General features: G+C 71.1%; 22 protein-coding genes. 10 read left to right on the top strand and 12 right to left on the bottom strand.

Going from position 1 to position 23,639, the window contains the following annotated elements:
- Positions 1-9 precede the first annotated feature (9 nt).
- The gene (locus Q5425_RS24600; protein ID WP_308674654.1) at positions 10-903 is read left to right on the top strand and encodes an SDR family oxidoreductase; all 894 of its coding nucleotides are present in this window, start codon (positions 10-12) and stop codon (positions 901-903) included.
- Between the two features lie 42 nt (positions 904-945).
- Here Q5425_RS24600 and Q5425_RS24595 read toward each other — a convergent pair whose 3' ends face one another.
- Both Q5425_RS24595 and Q5425_RS24590 read right to left on the bottom strand, forming a co-directional pair.
- Positions 946-1,302 (bottom strand): DUF4233 domain-containing protein, encoded by a 357-nt coding sequence (locus Q5425_RS24595; RefSeq protein WP_396135235.1) that lies wholly within the window; start codon positions 1,300-1,302, stop codon positions 946-948.
- Between the two features lie 29 nt (positions 1,303-1,331).
- A complete protein-coding gene (locus Q5425_RS24590) occupies positions 1,332-2,987 on the bottom strand; it encodes a folylpolyglutamate synthase/dihydrofolate synthase family protein (protein WP_308674652.1) in 1,656 nt (551 codons plus the stop codon).
- A gap of 73 nt (positions 2,988-3,060) precedes the next feature.
- Between Q5425_RS24590 and Q5425_RS24585 the strand changes: the two genes are divergently transcribed.
- Both Q5425_RS24585 and Q5425_RS24580 read left to right on the top strand, forming a co-directional pair.
- On the top strand, positions 3,061-3,696 hold the full coding sequence (locus Q5425_RS24585) for a class I SAM-dependent methyltransferase (RefSeq protein ID WP_308674651.1): 636 nt from the start codon (positions 3,061-3,063) through the stop codon (positions 3,694-3,696).
- Between the two features lie 70 nt (positions 3,697-3,766).
- Positions 3,767-4,636 carry an SGNH/GDSL hydrolase family protein gene (locus Q5425_RS24580; RefSeq protein ID WP_308674650.1) on the top strand — a complete coding sequence of 290 codons (870 nt, stop codon included), beginning with the start codon at positions 3,767-3,769 and terminating at the stop codon, positions 4,634-4,636.
- 205 nt (positions 4,637-4,841) lie between these two features.
- On the opposite strand, the gene Q5425_RS24575 is transcribed toward Q5425_RS24580, so the two are convergent.
- The gene (locus Q5425_RS24575) at positions 4,842-7,463 is read right to left on the bottom strand and encodes a valine--tRNA ligase (RefSeq protein WP_308674649.1); all 2,622 of its coding nucleotides are present in this window, start codon (positions 7,461-7,463) and stop codon (positions 4,842-4,844) included.
- Positions 7,464-7,519: 56 nt separating this feature from the next.
- On the opposite strand from Q5425_RS24575, the gene Q5425_RS24570 reads away from it, so the two are divergent.
- The 4 genes from Q5425_RS24570 to Q5425_RS24555 all read left to right on the top strand — a co-directional run bounded on the left by Q5425_RS24570 (position 7,520) and on the right by Q5425_RS24555 (position 12,075).
- Positions 7,520-7,813, top strand: coding sequence for a hypothetical protein (locus tag Q5425_RS24570; RefSeq protein ID WP_308674648.1), 294 nt, complete (start codon positions 7,520-7,522; stop codon positions 7,811-7,813).
- A gap of 77 nt (positions 7,814-7,890) precedes the next feature.
- Positions 7,891-8,328 carry a MarR family transcriptional regulator gene (locus tag Q5425_RS24565; RefSeq protein WP_308674647.1) on the top strand — a complete coding sequence of 146 codons (438 nt, stop codon included), beginning with the start codon at positions 7,891-7,893 and terminating at the stop codon, positions 8,326-8,328.
- Positions 8,329-8,405: 77 nt separating this feature from the next.
- A complete protein-coding gene (locus tag Q5425_RS24560) occupies positions 8,406-9,707 on the top strand; it encodes an MFS transporter (protein ID WP_308674646.1) in 1,302 nt (433 codons plus the stop codon).
- A gap of 43 nt (positions 9,708-9,750) precedes the next feature.
- On the top strand, positions 9,751-12,075 hold the full coding sequence (locus Q5425_RS24555) for an FdhF/YdeP family oxidoreductase (RefSeq protein WP_308674645.1): 2,325 nt from the start codon (positions 9,751-9,753) through the stop codon (positions 12,073-12,075).
- On the opposite strand, the gene Q5425_RS24550 is transcribed toward Q5425_RS24555, so the two are convergent.
- The 5 genes from Q5425_RS24550 to Q5425_RS24530 all read right to left on the bottom strand — a co-directional run bounded on the left by Q5425_RS24550 (position 12,066) and on the right by Q5425_RS24530 (position 16,606).
- Positions 12,066-12,647: a hypothetical protein gene (locus Q5425_RS24550; protein ID WP_308674644.1), complete on the bottom strand. Its 582-nt coding sequence runs from the start codon at positions 12,645-12,647 to the stop codon at positions 12,066-12,068. The two genes, Q5425_RS24555 and Q5425_RS24550, sit on opposite strands and share 10 nt — an antisense overlap.
- Positions 12,648-12,918: 271 nt before the next feature.
- On the bottom strand, positions 12,919-14,328 hold the full coding sequence (locus Q5425_RS24545) for an LCP family protein (protein WP_308674643.1): 1,410 nt from the start codon (positions 14,326-14,328) through the stop codon (positions 12,919-12,921).
- A gap of 48 nt (positions 14,329-14,376) precedes the next feature.
- Complete coding sequence (locus Q5425_RS24540) at positions 14,377-15,129, bottom strand: SDR family oxidoreductase (protein ID WP_308674642.1); 753 nt, start codon at positions 15,127-15,129, stop codon at positions 14,377-14,379.
- Positions 15,126-15,251 (bottom strand): hypothetical protein, encoded by a 126-nt coding sequence (locus Q5425_RS24535; RefSeq protein WP_308674641.1) that lies wholly within the window; start codon positions 15,249-15,251, stop codon positions 15,126-15,128. Before Q5425_RS24535 ends, Q5425_RS24540 begins: the two co-directional genes overlap by 4 nt.
- Positions 15,251-16,606 carry an OFA family MFS transporter gene (locus Q5425_RS24530; RefSeq protein ID WP_308674640.1) on the bottom strand — a complete coding sequence of 452 codons (1,356 nt, stop codon included), beginning with the start codon at positions 16,604-16,606 and terminating at the stop codon, positions 15,251-15,253. The genes Q5425_RS24535 and Q5425_RS24530 overlap by 1 nt, the downstream gene beginning before the upstream one ends.
- A 102-nt stretch (positions 16,607-16,708) precedes the next feature.
- Between Q5425_RS24530 and fdhD the strand changes: the two genes are divergently transcribed.
- Positions 16,709-17,533 (top strand): formate dehydrogenase accessory sulfurtransferase FdhD, encoded by an 825-nt coding sequence (gene fdhD / locus Q5425_RS24525; protein WP_308674639.1) that lies wholly within the window; start codon positions 16,709-16,711, stop codon positions 17,531-17,533.
- On the opposite strand, the gene Q5425_RS24520 is transcribed toward fdhD, so the two are convergent.
- Positions 17,530-18,969, bottom strand: a complete 1,440-nt coding sequence (locus Q5425_RS24520) for a carotenoid oxygenase family protein (protein WP_308674638.1) — start codon at positions 18,967-18,969, stop codon at positions 17,530-17,532. The genes fdhD and Q5425_RS24520 overlap by 4 nt on opposite strands.
- Before the next feature lie 70 nt (positions 18,970-19,039).
- Here Q5425_RS24520 and Q5425_RS24515 point away from each other — a divergent pair, with 70 nt between their 5' ends.
- Both Q5425_RS24515 and Q5425_RS24510 read left to right on the top strand, forming a co-directional pair.
- Positions 19,040-19,747, top strand: a complete 708-nt coding sequence (locus Q5425_RS24515; protein WP_308674637.1) for a TetR/AcrR family transcriptional regulator — start codon at positions 19,040-19,042, stop codon at positions 19,745-19,747.
- 77 nt (positions 19,748-19,824) lie between these two features.
- Positions 19,825-20,778 (top strand): alpha/beta hydrolase-fold protein, encoded by a 954-nt coding sequence (locus tag Q5425_RS24510; RefSeq protein ID WP_308674636.1) that lies wholly within the window; start codon positions 19,825-19,827, stop codon positions 20,776-20,778.
- A gap of 33 nt (positions 20,779-20,811) precedes the next feature.
- Here Q5425_RS24510 and Q5425_RS24505 read toward each other — a convergent pair whose 3' ends face one another.
- From Q5425_RS24505 to clpX, 3 genes are read right to left on the bottom strand one after another with little or no spacing between them, the layout of a single operon-like run.
- Positions 20,812-21,732 (bottom strand): anti-sigma factor RsbA family regulatory protein, encoded by a 921-nt coding sequence (locus Q5425_RS24505; RefSeq protein WP_308674635.1) that lies wholly within the window; start codon positions 21,730-21,732, stop codon positions 20,812-20,814.
- 52 nt (positions 21,733-21,784) lie between these two features.
- Positions 21,785-22,195 carry a hypothetical protein gene (locus tag Q5425_RS24500; protein ID WP_308674634.1) on the bottom strand — a complete coding sequence of 137 codons (411 nt, stop codon included), beginning with the start codon at positions 22,193-22,195 and terminating at the stop codon, positions 21,785-21,787.
- Between the two features lie 50 nt (positions 22,196-22,245).
- The gene (clpX, locus tag Q5425_RS24495; RefSeq protein ID WP_004562779.1) at positions 22,246-23,541 is read right to left on the bottom strand and encodes an ATP-dependent Clp protease ATP-binding subunit ClpX; all 1,296 of its coding nucleotides are present in this window, start codon (positions 23,539-23,541) and stop codon (positions 22,246-22,248) included.
- Positions 23,542-23,639: the final 98 nt, after the last annotated feature.

The raw sequence follows: 23,639 nt of genomic DNA, 5'->3' as shown, positions 1-23,639 counted from the left end.
GAGAGTCCCATGCACGTCTTCGTCACCGGCGGTTCCGGCCTGACCGGCCCCGCCGTCGTCGCGGAGCTGATCCGCGCCGGCCACACCGTTACCGGCCTGGCGCGGTCCGACGCGGCGGCCGCCCGCCTGGAGTCGCTGGGCGCCGTCCCGCACCGCGGCTCGCTCGACGATCTCGACAGCCTGCGCGGCGGCGCCGAAGCCGCCGACGGTGTCCTGCACATGGCCTTCGGCGGTGATTTCGCCGATCCCGACGACATGATGCGGCGGGACCGGGCCGCGATCGAAGCCCTCGGCGGCGTGCTGGAACACACGGGCAAGCCGTTCGTGAGCACCTCCGGCACGCTGGTCATGCCCGCCGGCCAGGAGAGCACCGAACGGGACGAACCCGACCGGTCCGGGCTCGCCGCGTTCCGGATCGCGGGCGAACGGGCCTGCCTCGGCTTCGCCGATCGCGGCGTGCGCGCGAGCGTGGTCCGGCTCGCGCCCAGCGTCCACGGCCCCGGGGACCACGGCTTCATCGGCATGCTCGTCGACACCGCCCGCAAGACCGGGAAGTCCGCCTACGTCGGCAACGGCGGCAACCGGTGGCCCGCGGTCCACCGGCTCGACGCGGCGGTGCTGTTCCGCCTGGCGCTGGAAAAGGCGCCGGCCGGCAGCGTGCTGCACGGAACAGCGGAGAACGTCCCGTTCCGGGGCATCGCCGAGACGATCGGGCGCGGCCTGGGCCTGCCCGTGGTGTCCCTGACTCCGGACGAGGCCGCCGGGCACTACGCGAGCCCGTTCATGGCCACCGTCTACGGCTTCGACGCGCCTGTCTCCAGCGCCCTCACGCAGGAGCTGCTCGGCTGGTCACCCACCCAGCCCGCCCTGCTCGACGACATCGAGCACGGCGACTACCTCTGAGGAGCACCTGTGCGCCTGCAGGCGCCTCAACGTCCCGAAAGATCAGGGCTGGGGCTGCTGGCTCGCCAGCGTCCCGGCCGCCAGCCGGCGCGCGACGTCCCGGCGCAGCCACAGCAACCACAGCCACACCGCCAGGAAGATGCCCCCCAGCACGGCGATCGCGGGCAGCCAGAACACCAGCGCGACGAGCACCACCTGCAACACCAGGATCACCGGCACCGCCCACGGGCGCTTGACGAACCCGCACGTCACGACCAGCAGGACGGCCACCGCGATGACCGTCCAGCCCGTGGCCGTGGAGATCCCGCCGCCGAGCTTGTTCACCACCGGGAGGGCCAAGGCGACCGTGATCGCCTCCATGATCAACGTCCCGGACATCACGCCGCGGAAGCCCTTCATCGGGTCCTTCGGCTTCTGCGACGGCGACGTCACGCCGGCTCCTTCCCGAACAGCGTGCGCGCCTCGCCCGCCGTGACCACCGAGCCGGTGACCAGCACGCCGCCGCCGGCGAGGGGCTCCTCCGGGTCGTCGGTGGTCTCCACCAGCGCGATCGCCGTCTCGATCGCCGTCTCCAGGTCCGTCTCGGCGACGACGCGGTCTTCGCCGAACACCGAAATGGCCAGCTCGTTGAGCTGTTCCAGCGGCATCGACCGGGGCGAGGAGTTGCGCGTCACGACGATGTCCGAAACCACCGGCTCGAGGGCGTCGAGAATGCCGTGGGCGTCCTTCTCGGCCATCACGCCGACCACCGCGACCAGGCGGCGGAAGGCGAACTCCTCCGACACCGTCGTCGCGAGCGCGCGGGCGCCGTGCGGGTTGTGCGCCGCGTCGAGCAGCACCGTGGGCGCCGCGCGGACGCGCTCGAGCCGTCCGGGCGTCTCGACCTCGGCGAACGCCTCGCGCACCGCCTCGATCACCAGCTGCCGGTCCTTGCCCGCGCCGAAGAACGCTTCGACCGCCGCCAGCGCCAGTGCCGCGTTCGCGGCCTGGTGGGCGCCGTGCAGCGGCAGGAAGATATCGTCGTAGACCCCGCCGAGGCCCTGCAGCTTCAGCAGCTGGCCGCCGACGGCGATCTCCTTTTCGAGCACGCCGAACTCGCTGCCCGCGCGAGCCACCGCGGCGTCGACCTCGACGGCGCGTTCCAGCAGCACCTTCAGCACCTCGGGGTCCTGCTCGCCGATCACCGCGACCGAGCCGGGCTTGATGATGCCCGCCTTCTCGCGCGCCGCGCCGAGGATGTCCGGGCCCAGGTACTCGACGTGGTCGAGGCCGATCGGGGTGATGACGGCGACGTCGGCGTCGGCGACGTTCGTCGCGTCCCAGGCGCCGCCCAGGCCCGCTTCGAGCACCGCGGCCTCCACCGGGGCGTCGGCGAACGCCGCGAACGCCATCCCGGTGAGGATCTCGAACTTGCTCATCGCGACGCCGTCCGCGGACGCGCCGTCCACCATGGACACGTACGGCGCGATGTCGTTCCACAGCTCGCTGTAGCGCGCGGCGGAGATCGGACGGCCGTCGAGCGCGATCCGCTCGGTGACCAGCTGCAGGTGCGGGCTGGTGTAGCGGCCGACGCGCAGGCCCATCCGGGTCAGCAGCGCGTCGATCATCCGGGCCGTGGAGCCCTTGCCGTTGGTGCCGGCGACGTGCAGCACCGGGTAGCCGCGGTTCGGCTCGCCCAGCAGCTGGGTCAGCGCCGAAATCCGGGTCAGCGACGGCTCGATCTTCGTCTCCGGCCAGCGCTGGTTCAGCTCGGCCTCGACGGCCATCAGCTCGCGCCGCGCCTGGGGGCCGTCCGGGTCGCCGTACTCCGCCGGCTCGCCCTGGTCGTCGAGCTCGTGCAGCTCGGCGTCCTCGGGCACGGTGAGGTCGGGCACCGGGCCGGTGGCGAGGTTGTCCCCGAGCTGGCCGACGCCGCCGATCCCGCCGCGCGAGCCGCCGCCGGCTTCGAACGCGGTGTCGCGGACGTCCAGTTCGGGGTCGTGGTCGTCGGACTCCTCGTACCCCGACGTCCCCAGTTCGTCGACGCCCGCGAAGCTGTCCAGATCCGACAGGTCCGGCCTGCGACCTGTCTCATCCTGCGGCACTGAATCTCCTCCGGCCTGGGGTTTCGGCTTGCTCAAGCGAGTCTACGTGCGTGCTTGGTGGCACTCTCGACGCATGCCGTTCAACCACAACGACCACTACCACCCGCTGCTGCTGGACCTGCTGCCGCCGGGTCCGGGGATCGCGCTGGACGTCGGGTGCGGCACCGGCCGGTTCGCCCGGCGGCTGGCCGCGACCGGGATGGAGGTGGAGGCGGTCGACGTCTCGGCGGCCATGATCGAGGCGGCCGCGGGGCTCGGGTCGCCGGGTCCCGGCAAGATCGTCTACCGGCAGGCCGACGTCACCACCGACGCCCTGCCCGAGGCGCACTACGACTACATCTCCTGCCTGGCGTCACTGCACCACATGCCGTTCGAGACGGTCGTCAAGCTGCGCCGCGCGCTGGTGCCGGGCGGGGTGCTGGCGGTGCTCGGCCTGGCGAAACCGAGCACGCCGGCGGACTGGGCGCTCGCCCTCGCGGCGGTCCCGGTCGACGCGCTCGCGCGGCTGGTCGTCTACGCCGGCGATCGGCTGAACGGCGGCCCCGAAGACGGACCCAAGGCGCCGGTCGTCGACGACTACCCGACGCTGGCCGAGCTGCGCCGCGAATCGGCCCGGTTGCTGCCCGGGAGCACGGTCCGGCCGTTGCTCTTCTGGCGCACGTTGATCACTTACCGTGAGCTGGGTGACGGTGACCCGACTGGCGGGTGAAGTCCGTCCCCTCGCCGTCCGGCGCTCGCTAGATGTGGGAGCAGCGTTTCCGGAACAGAACGGGGTCTTCATGCGCACCACCCGGCTGCTCGTCGCCGTCGCCTCCGCAGCCATCCTGCTCACGAGCACCGCGGCCACCGCGTCGGCGGCAGGCGTCCACCACTACGTCGCCCTCGGCGACTCGTACACCTCCGGGCCGTTCATCCCGATCCAGCGGTCCGACCCGCTGGGCTGCGGGCGGTCGACGGCGAACTACCCGTCGGTGGTGGCGGCCGCGCTGCACCCGGCCGTGTTCACCGACGTCAGCTGCGCCGGCGCCGACACGGGCTCGATGACCGGGCCGCAGAAGGTGTCGTTCAACGGCACGAACGCGCCGCAGCTGGATGCCCTGCGCCTCGACACCGACCTGGTCACCCTCGGTATCGGCGGCAACGACTTCGACCTCCTCGGCCGGCTGATCGAGACGTGCCCGGGGCTGCGCGCGGGCGCCCCGACCGGCAACCCCTGCGAACAGCACTTCACGGTCAACGGCGTCGACACCGTGCAGATGGCCATCACCGCCATCCAGCCGCGGATCGAGGCCGTCCTGGCCACGATCCACCAGCGCTCGCCGGGAGCGCGGGTGATCGTCGTGGGTTACCCGCGGATCGCGCCGGAGAACGGCTACTGCCCGGACGTCCTCCCGTTCGCCGAGGCCGACTACGCCTGGCTGAACCGCGTCGAAAGCGACCTCAACGCGGCCCTCGCGGACGCGGCCGCGGACGGCGCAGCGGAGTACGTCGACACGTTCGGCCCGTCAACCGGCCACGACGCCTGCGCACGCGGCGGCTCGGCGTGGATCAACGGCAGGAACCAGAACATCTTCGCCGCGGCCGCCTACCACCCGCTGCAGGCCGGGATGGCCGGGGTGGCGGCGGTGGTCCTCAAGGTGCTGCGCTGACGACGTCCGGTCCAAGACGGCTTCTCTCGACGGTGAGCGGGCCGCTGTCGTCGGTGGTCAGGCCGGAGCAGGAGGGGCCAGGGCGGTGAACCGGGCCGCCTTTGCCCACTGTTCGCGGGACGCGGCGGCGCCGTGCGGCAGGAGCAGGGCGGAAGGACAACGGCCCGGCACTCCGCGCAGGAGTGCCGGGCCGTTGTCCACAGCCTCAGGAAGCCGGCAGGGCCGCCAGCCGAGCCGTGATGCGGTCGATGTCCGCCACCGCTGCTTCCTTGCGGGTCTTGATCTTCGCCACCACGTGCTCCGGGGCCTTCGCGATGAATGCCTCGTTGCCCAGCTTCGCCTCCGTCTGCGACAGCTCCTTCTCCGCTGCCGCGAGGTCCTTCTGGAGCCTCTTGCGCTCTGCTGCCACGTCGACCGTTCCGGACAGGTCCAGCTCCACCGTCACCACGCCGTCCGACAGGGCCACCTCCAGCGATGCGCTCGCCGCGAAGTCCTCCGAAGGCGGGGTCAGGCGCACCAGCGACCGGACCGCTTCCTCGTGCCCTCCCGTGTAACCCGCCAAGCGGGAGGCCACCTTCTGGCCCGGCTTCAGGCCCTGGTCCGCGCGGAAGCGGCGGATCTCCGTCACCAGCTTCTGGACGTCCGCGATCCGGGCGTCGGCCACCGCGTCCGCGTATCCCTCGGGAGCCGCGGGCCAGGGCGCGACCACCAGCGAGGCGCCGCCCGTCAACGCCGTCCACAGCTTCTCCGTGATGAACGGGATGAACGGGTGCAGCAACCTCAGCACCGTGTCCAGCACGTGGCCCAGGACCGACCGCGTCGCCGCGACCCGCGAGGAATCACCCTGGTACAGCTGGACCTTCGCCAGCTCCAGGTACCAGTCGCACAGCTCGTTCCAGGTGAACTGGTAGAGCGCGCCCGCCACCTTCGCGAACTGGAAGTCCTCGAACAGGCCGTCCACTTCGGACACCAGGGCGCCGAGGCGGCCCAGGATCCAGCGGTCGGCTTCGGTCAACGACGACGCAGCAGGCAGCGGCGCGGCGACCGAAGCCCCGTTCATCATCGCGAACTTCGTGGCGTTCCACAGCTTCGTGCAGAAGTTGCGGGAGCCCGCCGCCCACTCGTCGGCCAGTGCCATGTCCGCGCCCGGGTTCGCGCCGCGGGCCAGGGTGAACCTGGTCGCGTCCGCGCCGTACGCGTCCATCCACTCCAGCGGGTCGATCACGTTGCCGCGCGACTTGGACATCTTCTTGCCCTGCGCGTCACGGATCAGGCCGTGCAGGTACACGTGGTCGAACGGCTGCTTGCCGTCCATCTGGTGCACGCCGAACATCATCATCCGGACGACCCAGAAGAACAGGATGTCGTAGCCGGTCGACAACACGCTGGTGGGATAGAACTTGGCCAGGTCTTCCGACGACGAAGGCCAGCCCAGCGTCGACATCGGCCACAAACCGGACGAGAACCACGTGTCCAGCACGTCCGGGTCCTGCGTCCAGCCCTCACCGGACGGGGGCTGCTCGTCCGGGCCGACGCACACCACTTCACCGTCCGGGCCGTAGTACACCGGGATGCGGTGCCCCCACCACAGCTGGCGCGAGATCGTCCAGTCGTGCATGTTGTCGACCCAGTCGAAGTAGCGCTTGCCCAGCTCCGGCGGGTGGATCTTGGTGCGGCCGTCGCGGACCGCGTCGCCGGCCAGCTTGGCCAGCTCCTCGACCTTGACCCACCACTGCAGCGACAGCCGCGGCTCGACCACCGTGTCGCAGCGCGAGCAGTGCCCGACCGCGTGCACGTACGGCCGCTTCTCGGCGACGATCCGGCCGGCCTCCCGCAGCGCGGCCACGACCGCCGGGCGCGCCTCGAACCGGTCGAGACCCTGGAACGGTCCCGGCGCGGTGATCTCGGCGCGCTCGTTCATGATCGTCAGCATCGGCAGGTCGTGGCGGCGGCCGATCTCGAAGTCGTTCGGGTCGTGCGCCGGGGTGACCTTCACCGCACCGGTGCCGAACTCCGGGTCGACGTGCTTGTCGGCCACGATCGGGATGCGGCGGCCGGTCAGCGGCAGCTCGACCTCGGTGCCGACCAGGTGCGCGTACCGCTCGTCGTCCGGGTGGACGGCGACCGCGGTGTCGCCCAGCATCGTCTCCGCGCGGGTGGTGGCGACCACGATCGCGCCGTCACCGTCGCCGTAGCGGATCGACACGAGCTCGCCGTCGTCGTCGTTGTGGTCGACCTCGATGTCCGACAGGGCCGTCTGGCAGCGCGGGCACCAGTTGATGATCCGCTCGGCCCGGTAGATCAGGCCCTCGTCGAAGAAGTTCTTGAACACCGTCTGGACGGCCTTCGACAGGTTCTCGTCCATGGTGAAGCGCTCACGCGACCAGTCGACGCCGTCGCCGAGGCGCTTCATCTGGCCGAGGATCTTGCCGCCGTACTCGGCCTTCCACTCCCAGACGCGCTCGACGAACTTCTCGCGGCCCAGGTCGTGGCGCGAAAGGCCCTCGCCGGCCAGCTGGCGCTCGACGACGTTCTGCGTCGCGATGCCCGCGTGGTCCATGCCCGGCAGCCACAGCACCTCGTAGCCCTGCATGCGACGGCGGCGGCTCATGGCGTCCATCAGGGTGTGGTTGAGCGCGTGGCCCATGTGCAGGCTGCCGGTGACGTTCGGCGGCGGCAGTACGATCGAGAACGGCGGCTTCCCCGACGAGGCGTCGGCCGTGAAGTACCCGGCCGCTACCCAGCGGTCGTACATCGGTGCTTCCTCGGCGGCCGGGTCCCAGGCACCCGGAAGGTCGGTGGTCTGCTGCGGAGCGTTCTCGGTCACAATGGACAAGTCTACGAACCCGTCACGGCGGGTCACCCAGGGGGAAGGCACTCGGGATGGCACAGCCTCAGCAGCCGCAGGATCCGGACGACCGGCGCCTCGAGACGCACCCGGACCTGATGAACCCGGATTGGCAGAAGTTCGCCGAGCGGGACGCCTGGCTGGGCGCGAAGAAGGACCTCAAGAAGCGCCGCAAACGCGAGCGCCGCGTGGGCGGCCACCAGCAACCGGGGCAGAACCGCTGGCCGGGCGTGCTCGCGCTGCTCATCGTGGTCGGCCTGGTCGCCGCGGCGATCATCGTGCACCAGATCCAGGGCATCGGCGTCAACGAGTTCGCGTACTTCGGGTAGCGCTGCTCGCCCGAAGGCCCGAGAAGGCTTCGTCACACCCCGATGCACAGGCTGGACTGCACAGTTAACCTGTGTACATGGGCGAAGTACCTCCGCACGTGGCCGAGAGCGCCGGGTGGGTCCGCGGGGTCGTCGGGCAGCTGCACCGGCGGCTGCGCCAGGTCGACAACGCCGGGATCCTGACGCCCTCGCAGTCCGCCGTGCTGCACCGGCTCCACCGGGAAGGCCCGGCCACGCAGGGTGAGCTCGCCGCCGCCGAGCACGTGCGGCAGCAGTCGATGGCCGCCACCCTCGGGGTGCTCGACGAGCTCGGCTACCTCGCCCGCACGCCCGATCCGGCCGACCGGCGCCGCGTCGTGATCAGCCTGTCCGGCGCCGGGCGGGACACCGTGCGCGGGATCCAGCAGCACCGGGACGAGTGGCTGGCCCAGGCACTGCTGGACGAGCTGTCCCCCGCCGAGCTCGACGCCGTCACCCGGGCGCTGCCGCTGCTGCAGCGCATCGCCGAACACTGAAGCCGAACACTGAAGGAGTCCGCACGAGCACCGTCACCGCCCCCGCCGGGTTCGGCGCCCGACTGGTCACCCCGCTGGTGGCCGGCGCCGTGCTCAACCCGATCAACTCCACGCTCATCGCCGTCGCGCTCGTGCCGATCGGGCACAGCTTCGGCGCCGGCCCCGGCCAGACCGCCTGGCTGATCTCCGCGCTCTACCTGGCCACCGCGGTCGGGCAGCCGGTGGTCGGGCTGCTGGTGGACCGCCACGGCGCCCGCCGCGTCCTGCTCGGCGGCGCGAGCCTGGTGATCGTGGCCGGGGTCGCGGGCATGATCCCCGTCTCCGTCGGCTGGCTGACCGGCGTGCGCGTCGTGCTCGGCCTCGGTACCTGCGCCGGCTTCCCGGCCGCGATGGCCGTGCTGCGCCACCACGCCGAAGCGAGCGGCCAAGGCGTGCCCGCGCGCGTGCTGTCGGTGCTGTCGATGTCCGCCCAGACCGTGATGGTGATCGGCCCGACGCTGGGCGGGCTGCTGATCGGGCTCTTCGGCTGGCCCGCGATCTTCGCGGTCAACATCCCGCTTGCCGGGCTGTCGCTGGTGCTGGCGCTGCTGTGGGTGCCGAAGGACGACCGCGGCGAGCGCACCGCCACCCGGATCGACGTGCTCGGCATCGCGCTGTTCTCCGCGACCCTCCTCGCGCTCCTGTTCTTCCTGATGGACCCGGGCACCGAGGTCTGGCTGCTCGCCGTCGTCGCCGCCTTCGGGACCGCGTTCACGCTGGTCGAGCTCCGGCGCGACACGCCCTTCCTCGACCTGCGGATGCTCGCCGCCAACGGCGCGATCCTGCGTACCTACCTGCGGCAGGCGCTGAGCTTCATGGCCATCTACGCGATCATGTTCGGGTACGTCCAGTGGCTGGAGACCGCCCGGCAGCTGTCCGAGGAAGCCGCCGGGCTGATGCTGCTGCCGATGTCGGGCACCGCCGTCTGCGCCGCGGCGTTCTCCGGGCGCGCGTCGGGCCTCAAGGCGCGGCTGGTCACCGTCGCGGTGGCGCTGGCCGGCGGCTCGGCACTGCTGCTGCTCGTCCACGACGGGACGTGGATCGGCGCGCTGCTCGCACTGGCCGCGTTGTTCGGCCTCGCCCAGGGCCTGACCAGCGTCGCCAACCAGACGACCCTCTACCGCGAAGCCCCCGCCGAGCAGATGGGCACCGCGAGCGGCCTGTTCCGCACCGCCCAGTACCTCGGCGCGATCGTCGCCTCGACGCTCATCGCGCTTTGTTACGGCCCGCACGCGGACTCGGCCGGCCTGCACCGGCTCGCCATCGCGCTGGTCGTCATCAGCGGGCTGCTGCTCGTGGTCACCGCCGCCGACCGGGGGCTGCGCACCGAAAAGGCTTGACCCCTCGTGGCGCCCGGCGATCATCGAGGCGCACGATGAACACATGACCCGTGAAGCGCCGGCGCAGGACGTGGACGAAACCCGCCTCGAGGTGGGCAAGCCGAAGGGCTGGGCGGCCGGGATACCGGGCGTCGCCGTGTCGCTGGCCCGCAGCGTCGAGCAGATGGGCACCGGCCGGACGATCAAGGCGCTGCGGCTGCTGAACCAGCGCGAAGGCTTCGACTGCCCCGGCTGCGCGTGGCCGGAACCCCGCGAGGTCGACGGCGAGAAGCGCAAGCTGGCCGAGTTCTGCGAGAACGGCGCGAAGGCCGTCGCCGAAGAAGCCACAAAACGCCGGGTGGACCGCGAGTTCTTCGCGAACCACCCGATCGAGGACCTCAACACCAAGACCGACTACTGGCTCGGCCAGCAGGGCCGGATCACCGAGCCGTTCGTGCTGCGCGAAGGCGCCACGCACTACGAGCCGATCTCCTGGGACGACGCGTTCGAGCTGGTCGCGGGCGAGCTCCGGGCGCTCACCGACCCGGACGAGGCGATCTTCTACACCTCCGGCCGCACCAGCAACGAGGCCGCGTTCCTCTATCAGCTGCTGGTGCGCTCCTTCGGCACCAACAACCTGCCGGACTGCTCCAACATGTGCCACGAGTCTTCGGGCGCGGCGCTCTCGGCCACCACCGGCATCGGCAAGGGCTCGGTCAGCCTCGCCGACATCCACCAGGCCGACCTGATCGTCGTCGTCGGGCAGAACCCGGGCACCAACCACCCGCGGATGCTCTCGGCGCTGGAAGAGGCCAAGGGCCGAGGCGCGAAGATCATCGCCGTGAACCCGCTGCCCGAGGCCGGGCTGATGCGGTTCAAGAACCCGCAGAACGTCCGCGGCGTCGTCGGCAAGGGCACGCCGCTGGCCGACGAGTTCGCCCAGGTCCGCCTCGGCGGCGACCTGGCCCTGTTCCAGGCCGTCGGGCACCTGCTGCTCGCCTGGGACGAAGAAGCGCCCGGCGCGATCGTCGACCGCGAGTTCGTGGAGCGGGTCACCGAGGGCTTCGACGACTACGCGAAGCACCTGCAGGAGATCGACTGGCCGGAGGTCGAGCGCGCGACCGGCCTCCCGCGGCAGCAGATCGAGCGCGTCGCGCGGATGATCGCCTCCTCCGAGCGCACCGTCTACTGCTGGGCGATGGGCCTCACCCAGCACAAGCACGCGGTGCCGACGATCTCGGAGATCGCGAACCTGGCGCTGATGCGCGGGATGATCGGCAAGCCGGGCGCCGGCCTGTGCCCGGTGCGCGGGCACTCGAACGTCCAGGGCGACCGGACGATGGGCATCTGGGAGAAGATGCCGCAGTCCTTCCTGGACGCGCTCGCCGCCGAGTTCGGCATCGAGGTGCCGCGCAAGCACGGCTTCGACACCGTCGACGCGATCCGCGCGATGCGCGACGGCCGCGGCAAGGTGTTCTTCGCCGTCGGCGGCAACTTCGCGGCGGCGACGCCGGACTCGGCGCTGACCGAGCGGGCGCTGCGCTCGTGCTCGCTGACCGTGCACGTGTCCACGAAGCTGAACCGCTCCCACGTCGTGCACGGCCGCACCGCGCTGGTGCTGCCCACGCTCGGGCGCACCGAACGCGACGTCCAGGCGAGCGGCGAGCAGCTGGTCACCGTCGAGGACTCGATGTCGCAGGTCCACACCTCGCGCGGGCGCCTGAAGCCGGCGAGTGAGCACCTGCTCTCGGAGGTCGCCATCGTCTGCCGGCTGGGCGAGAAGCTGTTCGGCGCGGGCCACGCCGTGCCGTGGCGGACGTTCGAGACCGACTACGACCTGATCCGCGACCGGATTTCGCGGGTCGTGCCGGGCTGCCAGGACTACAACCGCCGCGTCCGCGAGCCGGACGGCTTCGTGCTGCCGCACGCGCCGCGCGACTCCCGCGAGTTCACCGGCACCGCGAACGGCAAGGGCAACTTCACGGTCTCGGAGCTGGAGTACCCGCAGGTGCCCGAGGGCCGGCTGCTGCTGCAGACGATGCGCAGCCACGACCAGTACAACACCACCATCTACGGGCTCTCGGACCGCTACCGCGGGATCGAGAACGCCCGCCGCGTGGTGCTGGTCAACCCGGACGACATCGCCGCACTCGGCCTGTCCGACGGCGGGCTGGCCGACCTCGTCTCCGAGTGGCGCGACGACCCGGATCGTCGCGCCCCGGCGTTCCGGGTCGTCGCCTACCCGACCGCGCGCGGTTGCGCGGCGGCGTACTTCCCGGAGGCGAACGCGCTGGTGCCGCTGGACTCGGTGGCGGACAAGTCGAACACGCCGGTGTCGAAGGCGATCGTGGTGCGGCTCGAACCGGTACGGGCCGAACCTCAGCCCTGAAAGTCCTTTTGCAGCGTGCCGGTCATGTCCGTGACCACGGCCTGCACGCTGTCCAGCGTGGCGGGCGGGATCAGCGCGGCCTCGGTGCCGCCGTCGGCGACGGCCAGGCCCAGCACGACGTTCCCGGTGCGCACGGCGGCCCACTGCTCGGAGAACCCGGCCTCGTCGCCGACCCCGGTGGCGAGCCGGACGCCCGAGTGGTCGCCGAGCGCGTCGGTCATCAGCTGGCTGGCCTTGGCGGCGGCATCGTCCGCATCGGACTGCGTGAACCGCACGACGGCGATCGTGACCACCCGGTAGTCCTGCAGGTTGGCCTTCCCGCCCCCGAGGTCGCGGGCGAAGAGGCGGCGGCAAGTGGTGATCTCGTTGCCGTCGCTGGCGTGGTCGTCGGGGACGACCTTGGCCTCGGCGGCCTTCACCGACTCGGGCGGGATCTCGACGGTGCCGGGCGCGAGCTGGGCCTGCGCGTTCGGCCCGGGCAGCCGGCAGGCGTCTATCGCGCCCGGGTAGTGCACCGAAGCGGACGCCGACTGGCACCCGGCACAAAGAACGGCTGAGGCGAGGACGGGCAAGATCCACCCACCCCGGGCGACGCTGCTGCGCATAAATTCCGGACTTTCCGTATTCCCTGAAATTGAGTTACCGGATCGCCTCACCGATCGGGTGAACTTTCCGGCCGCCCACGGGTCCTGCCCCGTCGGCGGTCCCCGCACCCTGCCTCACCAGTGCGGCAGCGTCAAGACCACTGACCCCGGTGGTCCACCGTGGTCCAGTGGGCGGTACTCGCGGGAATTTTCCGCGCATTTCCGGGATTTACCGGAAAATCCGGCCCTCCGCCGTCGATCAATTCACGCAGACGACCCCGTCCGAAGTGATCGGCTCGTCCCCTTCGCCGGCGGGGGCGCCGCCGCCGGCGGCCACACCGGGGCCGGCGTAGACCGTCCCGAGGACCACCTCGATGTGCCCGGCCGGCACCGACGCGGACTGCTGCGTCGCCAGCCCGCCCAGCAGCTTCGCCACCTCGGCGCCGCGCTCGGCGAGGCCGGGTCCGAAGCGGACCAGCGACGTCCGCCGGGTGGCGGCGTTCTCGGTACCGCCTTGGGTGAACCCGTGCTGGACCAGGAACCCGGCCACGCGGGCCGCGAGCCCCGCCCGCGGGCTCGCGTTGGAAACGTCGACGGTGACCGGGGGCGTCGCCGGCTTGGCCGGAGCCGCGCTCCCGATCAGGCTCGCCGCGAAGGCCCGCACCGCGACCGGGTCGACCTGCACCGCCGTCGCGCGCGGGTCGGTGGTGCTGTACCGGTAGTCGACGTTGACGACGGGGATCGTCGCGAACCGGATGCCACCGCCGCTGACCCCGCGCATCTGGGCGACGAAGTCGAGCAGGTTCCACGAGTCGTCCAGCACCACCGAGCGCTTCACCGCGCCGATCAGGTCCGACAGCTTCCCCGGATCGGCCAGCGTGCCCGCCGACAGCACCTGCCGGGCCAGCCCGGCGAGGAACACCTGCTGGCGCCGGACGCGGGCGAAGTCGGTGCCCGGGAGGCCGTCGCGCTGCCGGACGAACGCCAGCGCGTCCGCACCCGAGACGCGTTGCGGGCCGGCCGGGAAGTCCGCGCCCGAGTTCTTGTCCTTGGTGGCTTCCTTCAGGCAGACGTCGACGCCGCCGATGGCGTTGCTGATGTCGTAGAAGCTGAGCAGGTTGACCTCGGCGAAGTGGTCGATCCTCACCCCGGTGAGGTCCTCGACCGCCTGGCGCGTCGCGCGCCGTCCGGCGGTGAGGGCGCCCTGGTCGATCTTCGCTTTGTCGGATTCGCCCGCATTGCGCAGGCGCCGCGCCTCGGCCGCCTTCGCGCGGCCGAACGCGGCGTTGATCTTCCCCTTCCCGCCCGGCATCGACACGTAGCTGTCGCGGGGGATGGAAAACGCTTTCACCTCTTTGCTGCCGTTCGGGATCCGCAGCACGATCAGGGTGTCGGTGAGGTCGTCGCCGTTGGCGCCGGCCCGCAGCTCACGCAGGACCTCCGGCGGGAGCGGGTGGCCTTGGTTGTCGCTGCGGGAGTCCCGGCCGACCAGGAGGACGTCGAGCGAGCCGTCGGCCGGCTGTTCCCCCGGTCGCGTCTCGGTCGCCCCGTCGATCACGCTGTCGCGCGTCACCTCGTCGAGTGCGTTGAGGTTCACGTAGCCGTACGCCGTGCCGCCGAACACGACCAGGGCCAGCCCGGCGACGACGATCTTCCCCACTGGATGCACGCCCTCTCGACGCCCGGGGCCCGCGATCCGCTGCACGAGTGAGCGGGGTCACATCCGCAGGTGCGAGGCTCCGTTGAGGTCGAGGATCGTCCCGGAGGCCCAGGTCGCTTCGGGCGAGGCCAGGTAGACCACGGCCGCGGCGACCTCCTCGGGTGTGCCGACCCGGCCGAACGGGCTCTGGGCGCGCACGGCGTCGTCGACCCGGTCCGCCACGCGCTCGGTGGCGGTGAAGCCCGGAGCCACCGACGTCACGGAGATCCCGTGGGGCGCGAGGGAGACGGCGAGCGACTGGCCGAGCGCGTGCAGCGCGGCCTTGCTCGCCCCGTACGCGGGATGGTCGGGCTCGCCCCGGAACGCCCCGCGCGAGCCGATGTTGACGATCCGGCCCGGAACGCCGCGCCCGATGAGGTGCCGGGCGACGCAGTAGCTCAGGTTCGCCGCGCCGACGAGGTTGACGTCGACGGTGCGCCGCCAGATCCGCTGCCAGTCCGCATAGGACACGTCGGCGATCGCGTGCGCGGTCTCGGGCGACGTCGCGACGGCGGCGTTGTTGACCAGCACGTCGACCCCGCCCAGCCCGGCTTCGGCCGCGTCCGCGATGCGCCGCGCGGCCTCGGGATCGGCGAGGTCGCCGCCGATCAGCACGTGCCCGTCGCCGGGCAGCGCTTTCAGCGTCTCCTCGGCGTCCGCGGCGCGGTGTCCGTAGTGGACGGCCACCCGGTCCCCCCGCGCCGCGAACGCCGTGGCCACGGCGCGCCCGATCCCGCGGGACGCGCCGGTGACGAGAACTCCCCTGCTCATCCGAACAGCTGCACCAGCTTCAGGAACAGCTGGTACACCCCGTACCCGAAGGGGATCACCACCCACGCCCAGGCCAGCACCATCAGCGGCACGCGGTTCGGCCGGGTTTCCTGCTCCGCCATCACGCTTCGCTCCTCACGGCCTCGCCCGCCGCGGCGGGCTCGTGGAACTTCTCCTTGACCGGGCGCACGAGCTCGTTGGCCACGAAACCGACCACGAGCAGGCCGATCATGATGTAGAACGACGTCGTGTACAGGTCCGGGCCGGACTTGCCCGCCGCCTTTTCGCCGTCGGCGATGCGGTTGACGATCAGCGGGCCGAGCACGCCGGCCACCGACCAGGCGGTGAGCAGCCTGCCGTGGATCGCGCCGACCTGGTAGGTGCCGAAGAGGTCCTTCAGGTAGGCCGGGACCGTCGCGAACCCGCCGCCGTAGAACGACAGGATCACCATCGCGCACAGGATGAACACGAGCTTCGACGAGTTCTGCGTCAGCGCGATCACCAGGTACAGCAGCGCGCCGACGCCGAGGTAGGTGCGGTAGACGTTCTTGCGGCCGACCAGGTCCGATGTGGACGACCAGACGAACCGGCCGAGCATGTTGCACAGCGACAGCAGCGCGACGAAGCCCGCCGCCGCGGCCACGCCCACCGGCGTCGACGTGCCCTTGAAGAAGTCCTGGATCATCGGCGACGCCTTTTCGAGGATGCCGATGCCCGCGGTCACGTTGAAGCACAGGACGACCCAGAGGCACCAGAACTGCGGCGTCTTGATCGCGTTGGCGGCCGAGACGTTGGCCGTGCTGATCATCGCCTTGCCGTGGTCGGTCTTCGGCTCCCAGCCCGCCGGCTTCCAGTCGTCGGCCGGCACCCGCACGAGCAGCCAGCCCATCGACATGAACACCGCGTAGACGAGGCCGTGCACGAGGAACGCCGTCGCGATCGTGTTCGTCGTCGGCGAGGTGCCGAGCATCGACGACGACCACGGCGAGGCGATCAGCGCGCCGCCGCCGAAGCCCATGATCGCGATCCCGGTGGCCATGCCCGGCCGGTCCGGGAACCACTTGATCAGCGTCGACACCGGCGAGATGTAGCCGATGCCCAGCCCCACGCCGCCGATGCCGCCGTAGCCGAGCACCACCAGCCAGAACTGCCCGGTCGCCACGCCGAGCGCGGAAATGAGGAATCCGCTGGCGAAGCAGCACATCGACACGAACATCGCCCAGCGCGGGCCGTTCTTCTCGACGAGCGTGCCGCCGAAGGCCGCGGACAGGCCGAGCATGACGATGCCGAGCTGGAACGGCAGTGAGCTCTGCGTGCCGTTGAGGTGCATCGTCTTCTCGAGCGGGGTCTTGAAGACGCTCCACGCGTAGGCCTGCCCGATCGACAGGTGTACCGACAGGGCCGCCGGCGGCACCAGCCAGCGCGTCCAGCCTGGGGGTGCCACGATCCGGGATCGGTCCAGGAAGCCGAGAGCCATCGGTTCCCTCCGTATTCTGGGGATGATGGAGGGAATGTATTACTAAATACCCGGTGTTGCACCATACGGGTGTCGAACTTCCGGGCAGGGAAAGGTGTGCCGATGGGCAGGGTGACCGTGCGCAGGCCGGTGCGGCGGATTTCCGCGACCGGGGATCGGCGCCGCCCCGACGCGCTGGCGGCCGAAGAGCCCCTGGAGCTGCGGGTCGGCGGCCGGGCGCTGGCGGTGACCATGCGCACACCCGGGCACGACGTCGAACTGGCCCACGGCTTCCTGCTGTCCGAGGGGGTGATCGGCGGCCGCGAGGACATCGCGGTCGCCCGCTACTGCGACGGCGTCGACGACCAGGGCCGCAACACCTACAACGTGCTGGACATCGCGCTGGCCGACGGCGTCCCGCCGCCGGACACCGGGGTCGAGCGCAATTTCTACACCACTTCGTCGTGCGGCGTCTGCGGCAAGGCCGCGCTCGACGCGGTCAAGCTCCGCACCCGCTTCTCCCCCGCCGAGGCCGCCTTCGCGGTGAAGAGCGAGACGCTGTCCGCCCTGCCGGACGCGCTGCGCGCCCGCCAGAAGGTGTTCGCCAGCACCGGCGGCCTCCACGCGGCGGCCCTGTTCACCCCGGACGGCGAGATCGACGTCGTCCGCGAAGACGTCGGCCGGCACAACGCGGTGGACAAGGTGCTCGGCTGGGCGGTCCTCGAAGGCCGGATCCCGGCGCCCGGCCACGGCCTCCTGGTGTCCGGGCGCGCCTCGTTCGAGCTGGTCCAGAAGGCCGCGATGGCGGGCATCGGGCTGCTGGCCGCGGTCTCGGCACCGTCGTCGCTGGCGGTGGAGCTGGCCGAGGAGAACGGCATGACCCTGGTCGGCTTCCTGCGCGGCGACTCGATGAACCTCTACACCGGTGATCACCGCATCCTGACCTAGACCGAGGCGACCCAGTTGCCGTGGAAGCCGTTCGGGACGCGGTCCGGCAGGTGGATCGCGGCCACCGTCTCCAGCGTGCCCGCGTCCAGGATCGTCAGGTCGCTGCGCTGGGTCCCCGGGTCGAACACGAAGCCCATCAGGACGCCGTCGTCCTCGGCCGCCTCGTCGTGGCGCGGCACGAACACGAACTCGCCGGGCTGGCGTCCCGCGCCGAACGCGCGCTCAGCCCGCGAGCCCGTCCGGAAGTCGTGCTTGAACAGCGAGCCGCCGGGCTGCGCGCCGCCGTCGGCCGACATCGTGTAGCCGTAGCGGTGGCGGCGGCCGACCAGGCGCTCGTCCACCCGCGGGAACTCCTGGCCGCGGTCGTCGAGCCGCTCCTCCAGGACCTTGCCCGCGGTCAGGTCGACGGTCCAGCGGTCCAGGGTCGGGCCGCCCTCGTCCGGGCCGTGCAGCTCGCGGTCGAACATCCGCGGGTGCCGGACGACGTCGAGCACGACGCTGTCGCCGTCGTCGTGGGCGTTGAGCGGGTGGAAGACGTAGCACGGCTCGACGTCGAACCACCGGACGTCCCGGCTGCCACCCTCGCGCGGCATGACGCCGATCCGCGCCGGGTACTTCGGGTCCCAGCGGTAGGGCAGGCCGCCGTTCGCGCCGATCTTGCGGGCCATCATCGCGGTGACCGGGTCCGGCACGCGGACCTTGCCGACCATGGCCGACACCACCAGCTTCGCCGGCGTGCGCAGCGCACCCGGCACGCTGGCGGCGACCGCCATCTCAGCGTTGAACGTCACCGGCAGGTCGTAGAACACGACGTGGTTCTCGGTCAGCGAGAAGTCGTGCATCATCGGCGACCCGGTGACGTCGACGTCGACCGTGCGGCGGGCACGCCCCTGCGCGTCGATCACCGAGTACTGGACCTTGTTGCCCATGCCGAAGAAGTACGAGACGGCGTGCAGCTCCCCGGTGCGCGGGTCCCGCTTGGGGTGGGCGGTGTACCCGCCGGGCAGCGTGCCGTCGAAGTCGCAGCGGCCGACGGTGTCGAGCTCGTCGGTCAGCTCGTAGATCGGCGCACCCGCTTCGACCAGGGCGAGGGTCTTGCCCGCGTGGCCGATGACGTTGGTGTTGGCGCCGAGCGCGTCCAGCCCGCAGAACCGGCTCGCGTCCTCGCCGTCCAGCGCCGCCGCGACGGCGGGGTTGCGCACCCACCGGTTGCGGTACCACTCGGCGTTGCCGTCGCGGAGGCGGACGCCGTGGACCATGCCGTCGCCCATGAACCAGTGGTAGGCCGCCGGATCCACTTCGGACAGCGGGTTGGGGCCGTTGCGCAGGTACCGGCCGTCGAGGAACGCGGGGATCCGCCCGGTGACGGCGAGCTCGGTGATCGTGTGCTCCCGGCTGACCGGGGCGAAGTTTCCTTCGAGGAACTTGTTGCCCATGCGACCCCTCCAGGGTTCTATAACTCGGTTATGAGTACAGGTATAACAGGGTTATGAGACACTGGCAAGCATGAGCCCGAAACCGCGCGCTACCGACGTCAAGGCCCGGCTCGTGGAAGCCGCCATCCGGCTGCTCGACGAGAGCGGCCCCGAAGCCCTCCAGGCCCGCAAGCTGGCCGCGGAGGTCGGCGTCTCCACGATGGCCGTCTACACGCACTTCGGCGGCATGGCGGCGCTGGTCGACGAGGTCGCGCGGGCCGGCTTCCTCCGGTTGTCGGCATGGCTGGCCGAGGTCGGCGAAACCGACGACCCGGTGGCGGACATCTTCAGCCTGGCCCGCACCTACCGGCAGGCGGTCGCCGAGCAGCCGCAGCTGTTCGCGGTGACGTTCGGCCAGTCCGCGCCCGGCGGCAAGCGGGCGACGCTGTCCGACCTCACGACCGCGGAAGGCCGAGAAGCCGCTCAGGAGGGACTGGAGGCGTTCGCCCACATCGTCCGGGCGGCCGAGCGGGCCATCCGGGCCGGCCGGTTCCGGCCCGCGGACGAGTACCAGGCCGCGGCCCAGCTGTGGAGCGCGCTGCACGGGTTCGTCACGCTGGAGGCGTCGGGCCACTTCGGCCCCGGTGAACAGGGCATCGACCACATTTTGATCCCCCTCGGGATCACCATGGCGGTGGGTCTCGGGGACACTGTGGACCGGGCCGGACGCTCGGCCGAAGCGGCGAAGGCGGCCTGGCGGGCGCGGGCCGGAAACGCCGGGCAGGGTGGGAACGAATAACCCGGTGAAGGCGGACGCGAGGGAACGCGGAGCGGGTGCGCGGCGTCCTAGTGAGGGGCCAGGGGGATGGAGACAGGGTGAACGAGGAAAACCGGGACGCGGAGCCCGCCGGGGCGGTCGCCGAGGCGGTCCAGGGCGCCCGGCGGTGGCTGAGCCGCCGTTCGGTGCTGATCGCGGGCGCGTCCGGGCTGGCCGTGACCGGCCTGGCCGTCGGCACCGCGACCGGCAAGCTGCCGTTCAGCCAGGCCCTGCAGCGGACGCTCGGCGTGACGTCGTCGAACCCGACGACCCAGCTGGGCAGCACCCGCGTCGAGCGCGTCTACTCCGCGGCCCGCGGCCGGATGGTCGACCTGGTGTTCATCCTGCCGTCGAAAACCCCGCCGAAGGGGCTGCCGATGTCGCTCATGCTGCACGGCCTGCACGGCAACGCCCGGAGCGCGGCCCCGACCGGCACGCTCAAGCAGCTCGCCAGCGACGTCGCCCGCAAGGCGGTCCCGGCGTTCGGCTTCGTCGCCGTCGACGGCGGCGACAACTACTGGCACCAGGTGCACCCCGGCGACGACCCGATGGCGATGCTGCTGGAGGAGGTCCCGCAGTGGCTGCGGGCCCGCGGCTTCGCCGGCCCCACCGGGCAGCCGTTCGCCTGCACGGGTGCGTCGATGGGCGGGTTCGGCGCGCTGGTGTACACCCGCCGCCGCGTCGAGCGGCGCCAGCCGCCCGCCGCCGTCGCGACGCTGGCCCCGGCGCTGATCACGTCGTGGCCGGAGATGGCCAAGCGTCACATCTTCACCGGCATCCAGGACTGGACGGCGCTCGACCCGCTGCGGCACATCGACGAGACCAAGGGCGTGCCCAACGGCATCTGGTGCGGCACGGAGGACTCGTTCATCACCGGCGTCCGCCGCTACATCGACGCGGCCCGCCCGGCGGTCGCGCACACGGCGCACGGCAAGCACGGCGACCCGTTCAACCGCACGGTGGTGCCGAGCCTGATCAGCTTCCTCGGCAAGCACGTCCCCCGCGCCGGCTGATCCGTACCCGACTCAGCGGGTACGCGAGCTCGCTCAGCGGGTGAAGTGGATGCGGGTCGTCGTGCGGCCCGGGACCCAGTGCGTGCGGACCAGGTCGGCCAGGCGGTTGACCAGCAGGAGACCGCGGCCGCCCAGCGTCTTCGCCGACGGCGGGATGCGGCCGGCCAGCGGCTCGGCGATCGTGCCGTCGTCGCTCACTTCGGCGACCACCTCGAACGGCTCCGCCCACAGCCGCAGCACGCCGGTGCCGCCGCCGTAGAGCACGCTGTTCGTCGTCAGCTCGGCGATCGCCAGCGCGAAGTCGTCGCGGCGGGGGCGGCGCAGGCCGTGCCGGGCGGCCCAGATCTCCGCGAAGCCGCGCAGCGACGCCAGCTGACCGAGGTCGAACCCACGCTCGACGGCACCCGGCGGCGCCTCGAGCGGCCGCGTGAAGTCCGCGCGCACACCGTCGGGGTCGAAGCGCGCGCTGATGAACGGCCCGGCCAGGCCCCACAGCTCGGGGTGGGTGCGCTCGGCGTCGGCCAGGACCGGCGGCGGCAGGGCGCCGACGTCGTACGGGCAGAGCACCGCCAGGTCACGCCCCGCGAAAGCGTTGTTGATGAGGGCCTCGTGAACCACACACGCGGGGTACTCCGAGTCCGTCCGTCCGGCCCAGATCGGTTCCCCCACGATGCGCACCGGACCGTCGTGCTCACCGGCGAAGGCGTGCAGCACCGACGGCAGGATGGCGCCGGGATTGCGGCCGGCCCGCTGCATGTCGATGAGCCGCACTTCGGCGGCCCGGTTCTCCAGGGCCTTCTCGATCAGCAGCAGGTTGCGGCCGGGAACGGCGACGGCCGCGGGCTCACCCCGGTCGAGACCTTCGAGGAGGTACGGAATGACACCATCCAGATACTCGGTGTCACCACGATAGAAGAGTGCCGGATGCCGAAACGGTCTGAGGGCATCTACCACAGGTGGGGCTTACCCAGGTGGTGACGGCTTCAAACCCTACGGAAGTCGGAATTCACTCCACCCAACGGCCGACCACGGAAATCAGCCAGAAGCCGACCATGGTCGCGAGGGCGAACAGCAGCACCCAGTTGAACAGCTGACGCCGCGCGGTCACGCCGTGGGCCCGCCAAAGCGCGTACGCCGCCACGACGAACAACGGCACGGGAATCAGCGGCAACGGCGAAAGCCGGGCCACCACGGCCACGACGCACGTGCCAGTGAACACCGCCAGCATCCCCATCAGCACACGGTTCAGCCACGGGTACCGGTCGGCGACGGACGCGATCACGCGTTCGCTCAGCTCGCGGAACCCCAGGACCGGCCCGGCCGGAGAGGTGCCGGCGGGTTCCGGGGCCGGCGGCGGCGGCGCCTGCACGCCACCGCCCGGAGCGGCCCCGGAACCCGGGAAAGAGTCAGCAGTCATTCAGCTTTCCTGTCGGGTCTCCGGGCCGGGCGGCCCGGAGACGCCCGGCCTCAGGCCGACTTCTCGCCGCGCTCGCTGCGCGCGCGCCGCGTCGGCTGCCGGGCGACGATCGTCGGGTTCACGTTCTCCCGGACGGTCTGCTCGGTGATGACGACCTTCGCCACGTCGTCGCGGCTCGGGATGTCGTACATGACCGGCTGCAGCACCTCTTCCATGATGGCGCGCAGCCCGCGGGCACCCGTGCCCCGCAGGACCGCCTGGTCGGCGATGGCCTCGAGGGCGGTCTTGGTGAACTCGAGCTCGACGTTGTCCATCTCGAAGAGCTTCTTGTACTGCTTCACCAGGGCGTTGCGCGGCTGGGTGAGGATGTTGACCAGCGAGTCCTTGTCCAGGTGGTTCACCGTCGCCACGACCGGGAGCCGGCCGATGAACTCCGGGATCAGCCCGAACTTGATCAGGTCCTCGGGCATGGTGTCGGAGAAGACGTCGCTCTCCTCGATCTCGGACTTCGTGCGGATTTCCGCGCCGAAGCCGAGGCCACGCTTGCCGACCCGCTCGTTGATGATCTTCTCCAGCCCGGCGAACGCGCCGGCCACGATGAACAGCACGTTCGTCGTGTCGATCTGGATGAACTCCTGGTGCGGGTGCTTGCGGCCGCCCTGCGGCGGAACCGAGGCGGTGGTGCCCTCGAGGATCTTCAGCAGCGCCTGCTGGACCCCCTCGCCGGAGACGTCCCGGGTGATCGAGGGGTTCTCGCTCTTGCGGGCGATCTTGTCGACCTCGTCGATGTAGATGATCCCGGTCTCGGCCCGCTTGACGTCGTAGTCCGCCGCCTGGATGAGCTTGAGCAGGATGTTTTCGACGTCCTCGCCGACGTAGCCGGCTTCGGTCAGCGCCGTGGCGTCCGCGATGGCGAACGGCACGTTCAGCAGCTTCGCGAGCGTCTGCGCCAGGTAGGTCTTGCCGCACCCGGTGGGGCCGAGCATCAGGATGTTCGACTTGGCGAGCTCGACCGACTCTTCCTTGGAGTCCTTCGGCCCGGCCTTGTCGTCCGCCTGGATCCGCTTGTAGTGGTTGTAGACCGCTACCGCGAGGGTCCGCTTGGCGTCTTCCTGCCCGATGATGTACTGCTCGAGGAACTCGTGGATGTCGGCGGGCTTGGGCAGCTCGTCGAGTTTGACGTCGCCGGCTTCGGCCAGCTCCTCCTCGATGATCTCGTTGCAGAGGTCGATGCACTCATCGCAGATGTAGACCCCGGGGCCGGCAATGAGCTTCTTCACCTGCTTCTGGCTCTTCCCGCAGAAAGAACACTTCAGCAGGTCTCCGCCGTCACCGATCCGTGCCATGGCCGTTGACCTCGTCCCCTCCGGCGCGGGTTTCCGCGCCTGACTGTGTTGCGACGGTGCGACCCCCGGTCACAGCTGACCGAGCGGAGCCCCACACA

The sequence above is a fragment of the Amycolatopsis sp. A133 genome (assembly GCF_031082405.1).
Classification (GTDB): Bacteria; Actinomycetota; Actinomycetes; order Mycobacteriales; family Pseudonocardiaceae; genus Amycolatopsis.
Note: the sequence above shows the minus strand (reverse complement) of the source record. Positions and strands in the feature narration are given on the sequence as shown.

Coding starts and splice junctions, on each gene's coding strand:
- Q5425_RS24595 (WP_396135235.1), bottom strand. CDS start 1,302: ATGAAGGGCTTCCGCGGCGTGATGTCCGGGACGTTGATCATGGAGGCG.
- Q5425_RS24600 (WP_308674654.1), top strand. CDS start 10: ATGCACGTCTTCGTCACCGGCGGTTCCGGCCTGACCGGCCCCGCCGTC.
- Q5425_RS24585 (WP_308674651.1), top strand. CDS start 3,061: ATGCCGTTCAACCACAACGACCACTACCACCCGCTGCTGCTGGACCTG.
- fdhD (WP_308674639.1), top strand. CDS start 16,709: ATGGGCAGGGTGACCGTGCGCAGGCCGGTGCGGCGGATTTCCGCGACC.
- Q5425_RS24565 (WP_308674647.1), top strand. CDS start 7,891: ATGGGCGAAGTACCTCCGCACGTGGCCGAGAGCGCCGGGTGGGTCCGC.
- Q5425_RS24530 (WP_308674640.1), bottom strand. CDS start 16,606: ATGGCTCTCGGCTTCCTGGACCGATCCCGGATCGTGGCACCCCCAGGC.
- Q5425_RS24535 (WP_308674641.1), bottom strand. CDS start 15,251: ATGGCGGAGCAGGAAACCCGGCCGAACCGCGTGCCGCTGATGGTGCTG.
- Q5425_RS24570 (WP_308674648.1), top strand. CDS start 7,520: ATGGCACAGCCTCAGCAGCCGCAGGATCCGGACGACCGGCGCCTCGAG.
- Q5425_RS24540 (WP_308674642.1), bottom strand. CDS start 15,129: ATGAGCAGGGGAGTTCTCGTCACCGGCGCGTCCCGCGGGATCGGGCGC.
- Q5425_RS24520 (WP_308674638.1), bottom strand. CDS start 18,969: ATGGGCAACAAGTTCCTCGAAGGAAACTTCGCCCCGGTCAGCCGGGAG.
- Q5425_RS24500 (WP_308674634.1), bottom strand. CDS start 22,195: ATGACTGCTGACTCTTTCCCGGGTTCCGGGGCCGCTCCGGGCGGTGGC.
- Q5425_RS24515 (WP_308674637.1), top strand. CDS start 19,040: ATGAGCCCGAAACCGCGCGCTACCGACGTCAAGGCCCGGCTCGTGGAA.
- Q5425_RS24555 (WP_308674645.1), top strand. CDS start 9,751: ATGACCCGTGAAGCGCCGGCGCAGGACGTGGACGAAACCCGCCTCGAG.
- clpX (WP_004562779.1), bottom strand. CDS start 23,541: ATGGCACGGATCGGTGACGGCGGAGACCTGCTGAAGTGTTCTTTCTGC.
- Q5425_RS24580 (WP_308674650.1), top strand. CDS start 3,767: ATGCGCACCACCCGGCTGCTCGTCGCCGTCGCCTCCGCAGCCATCCTG.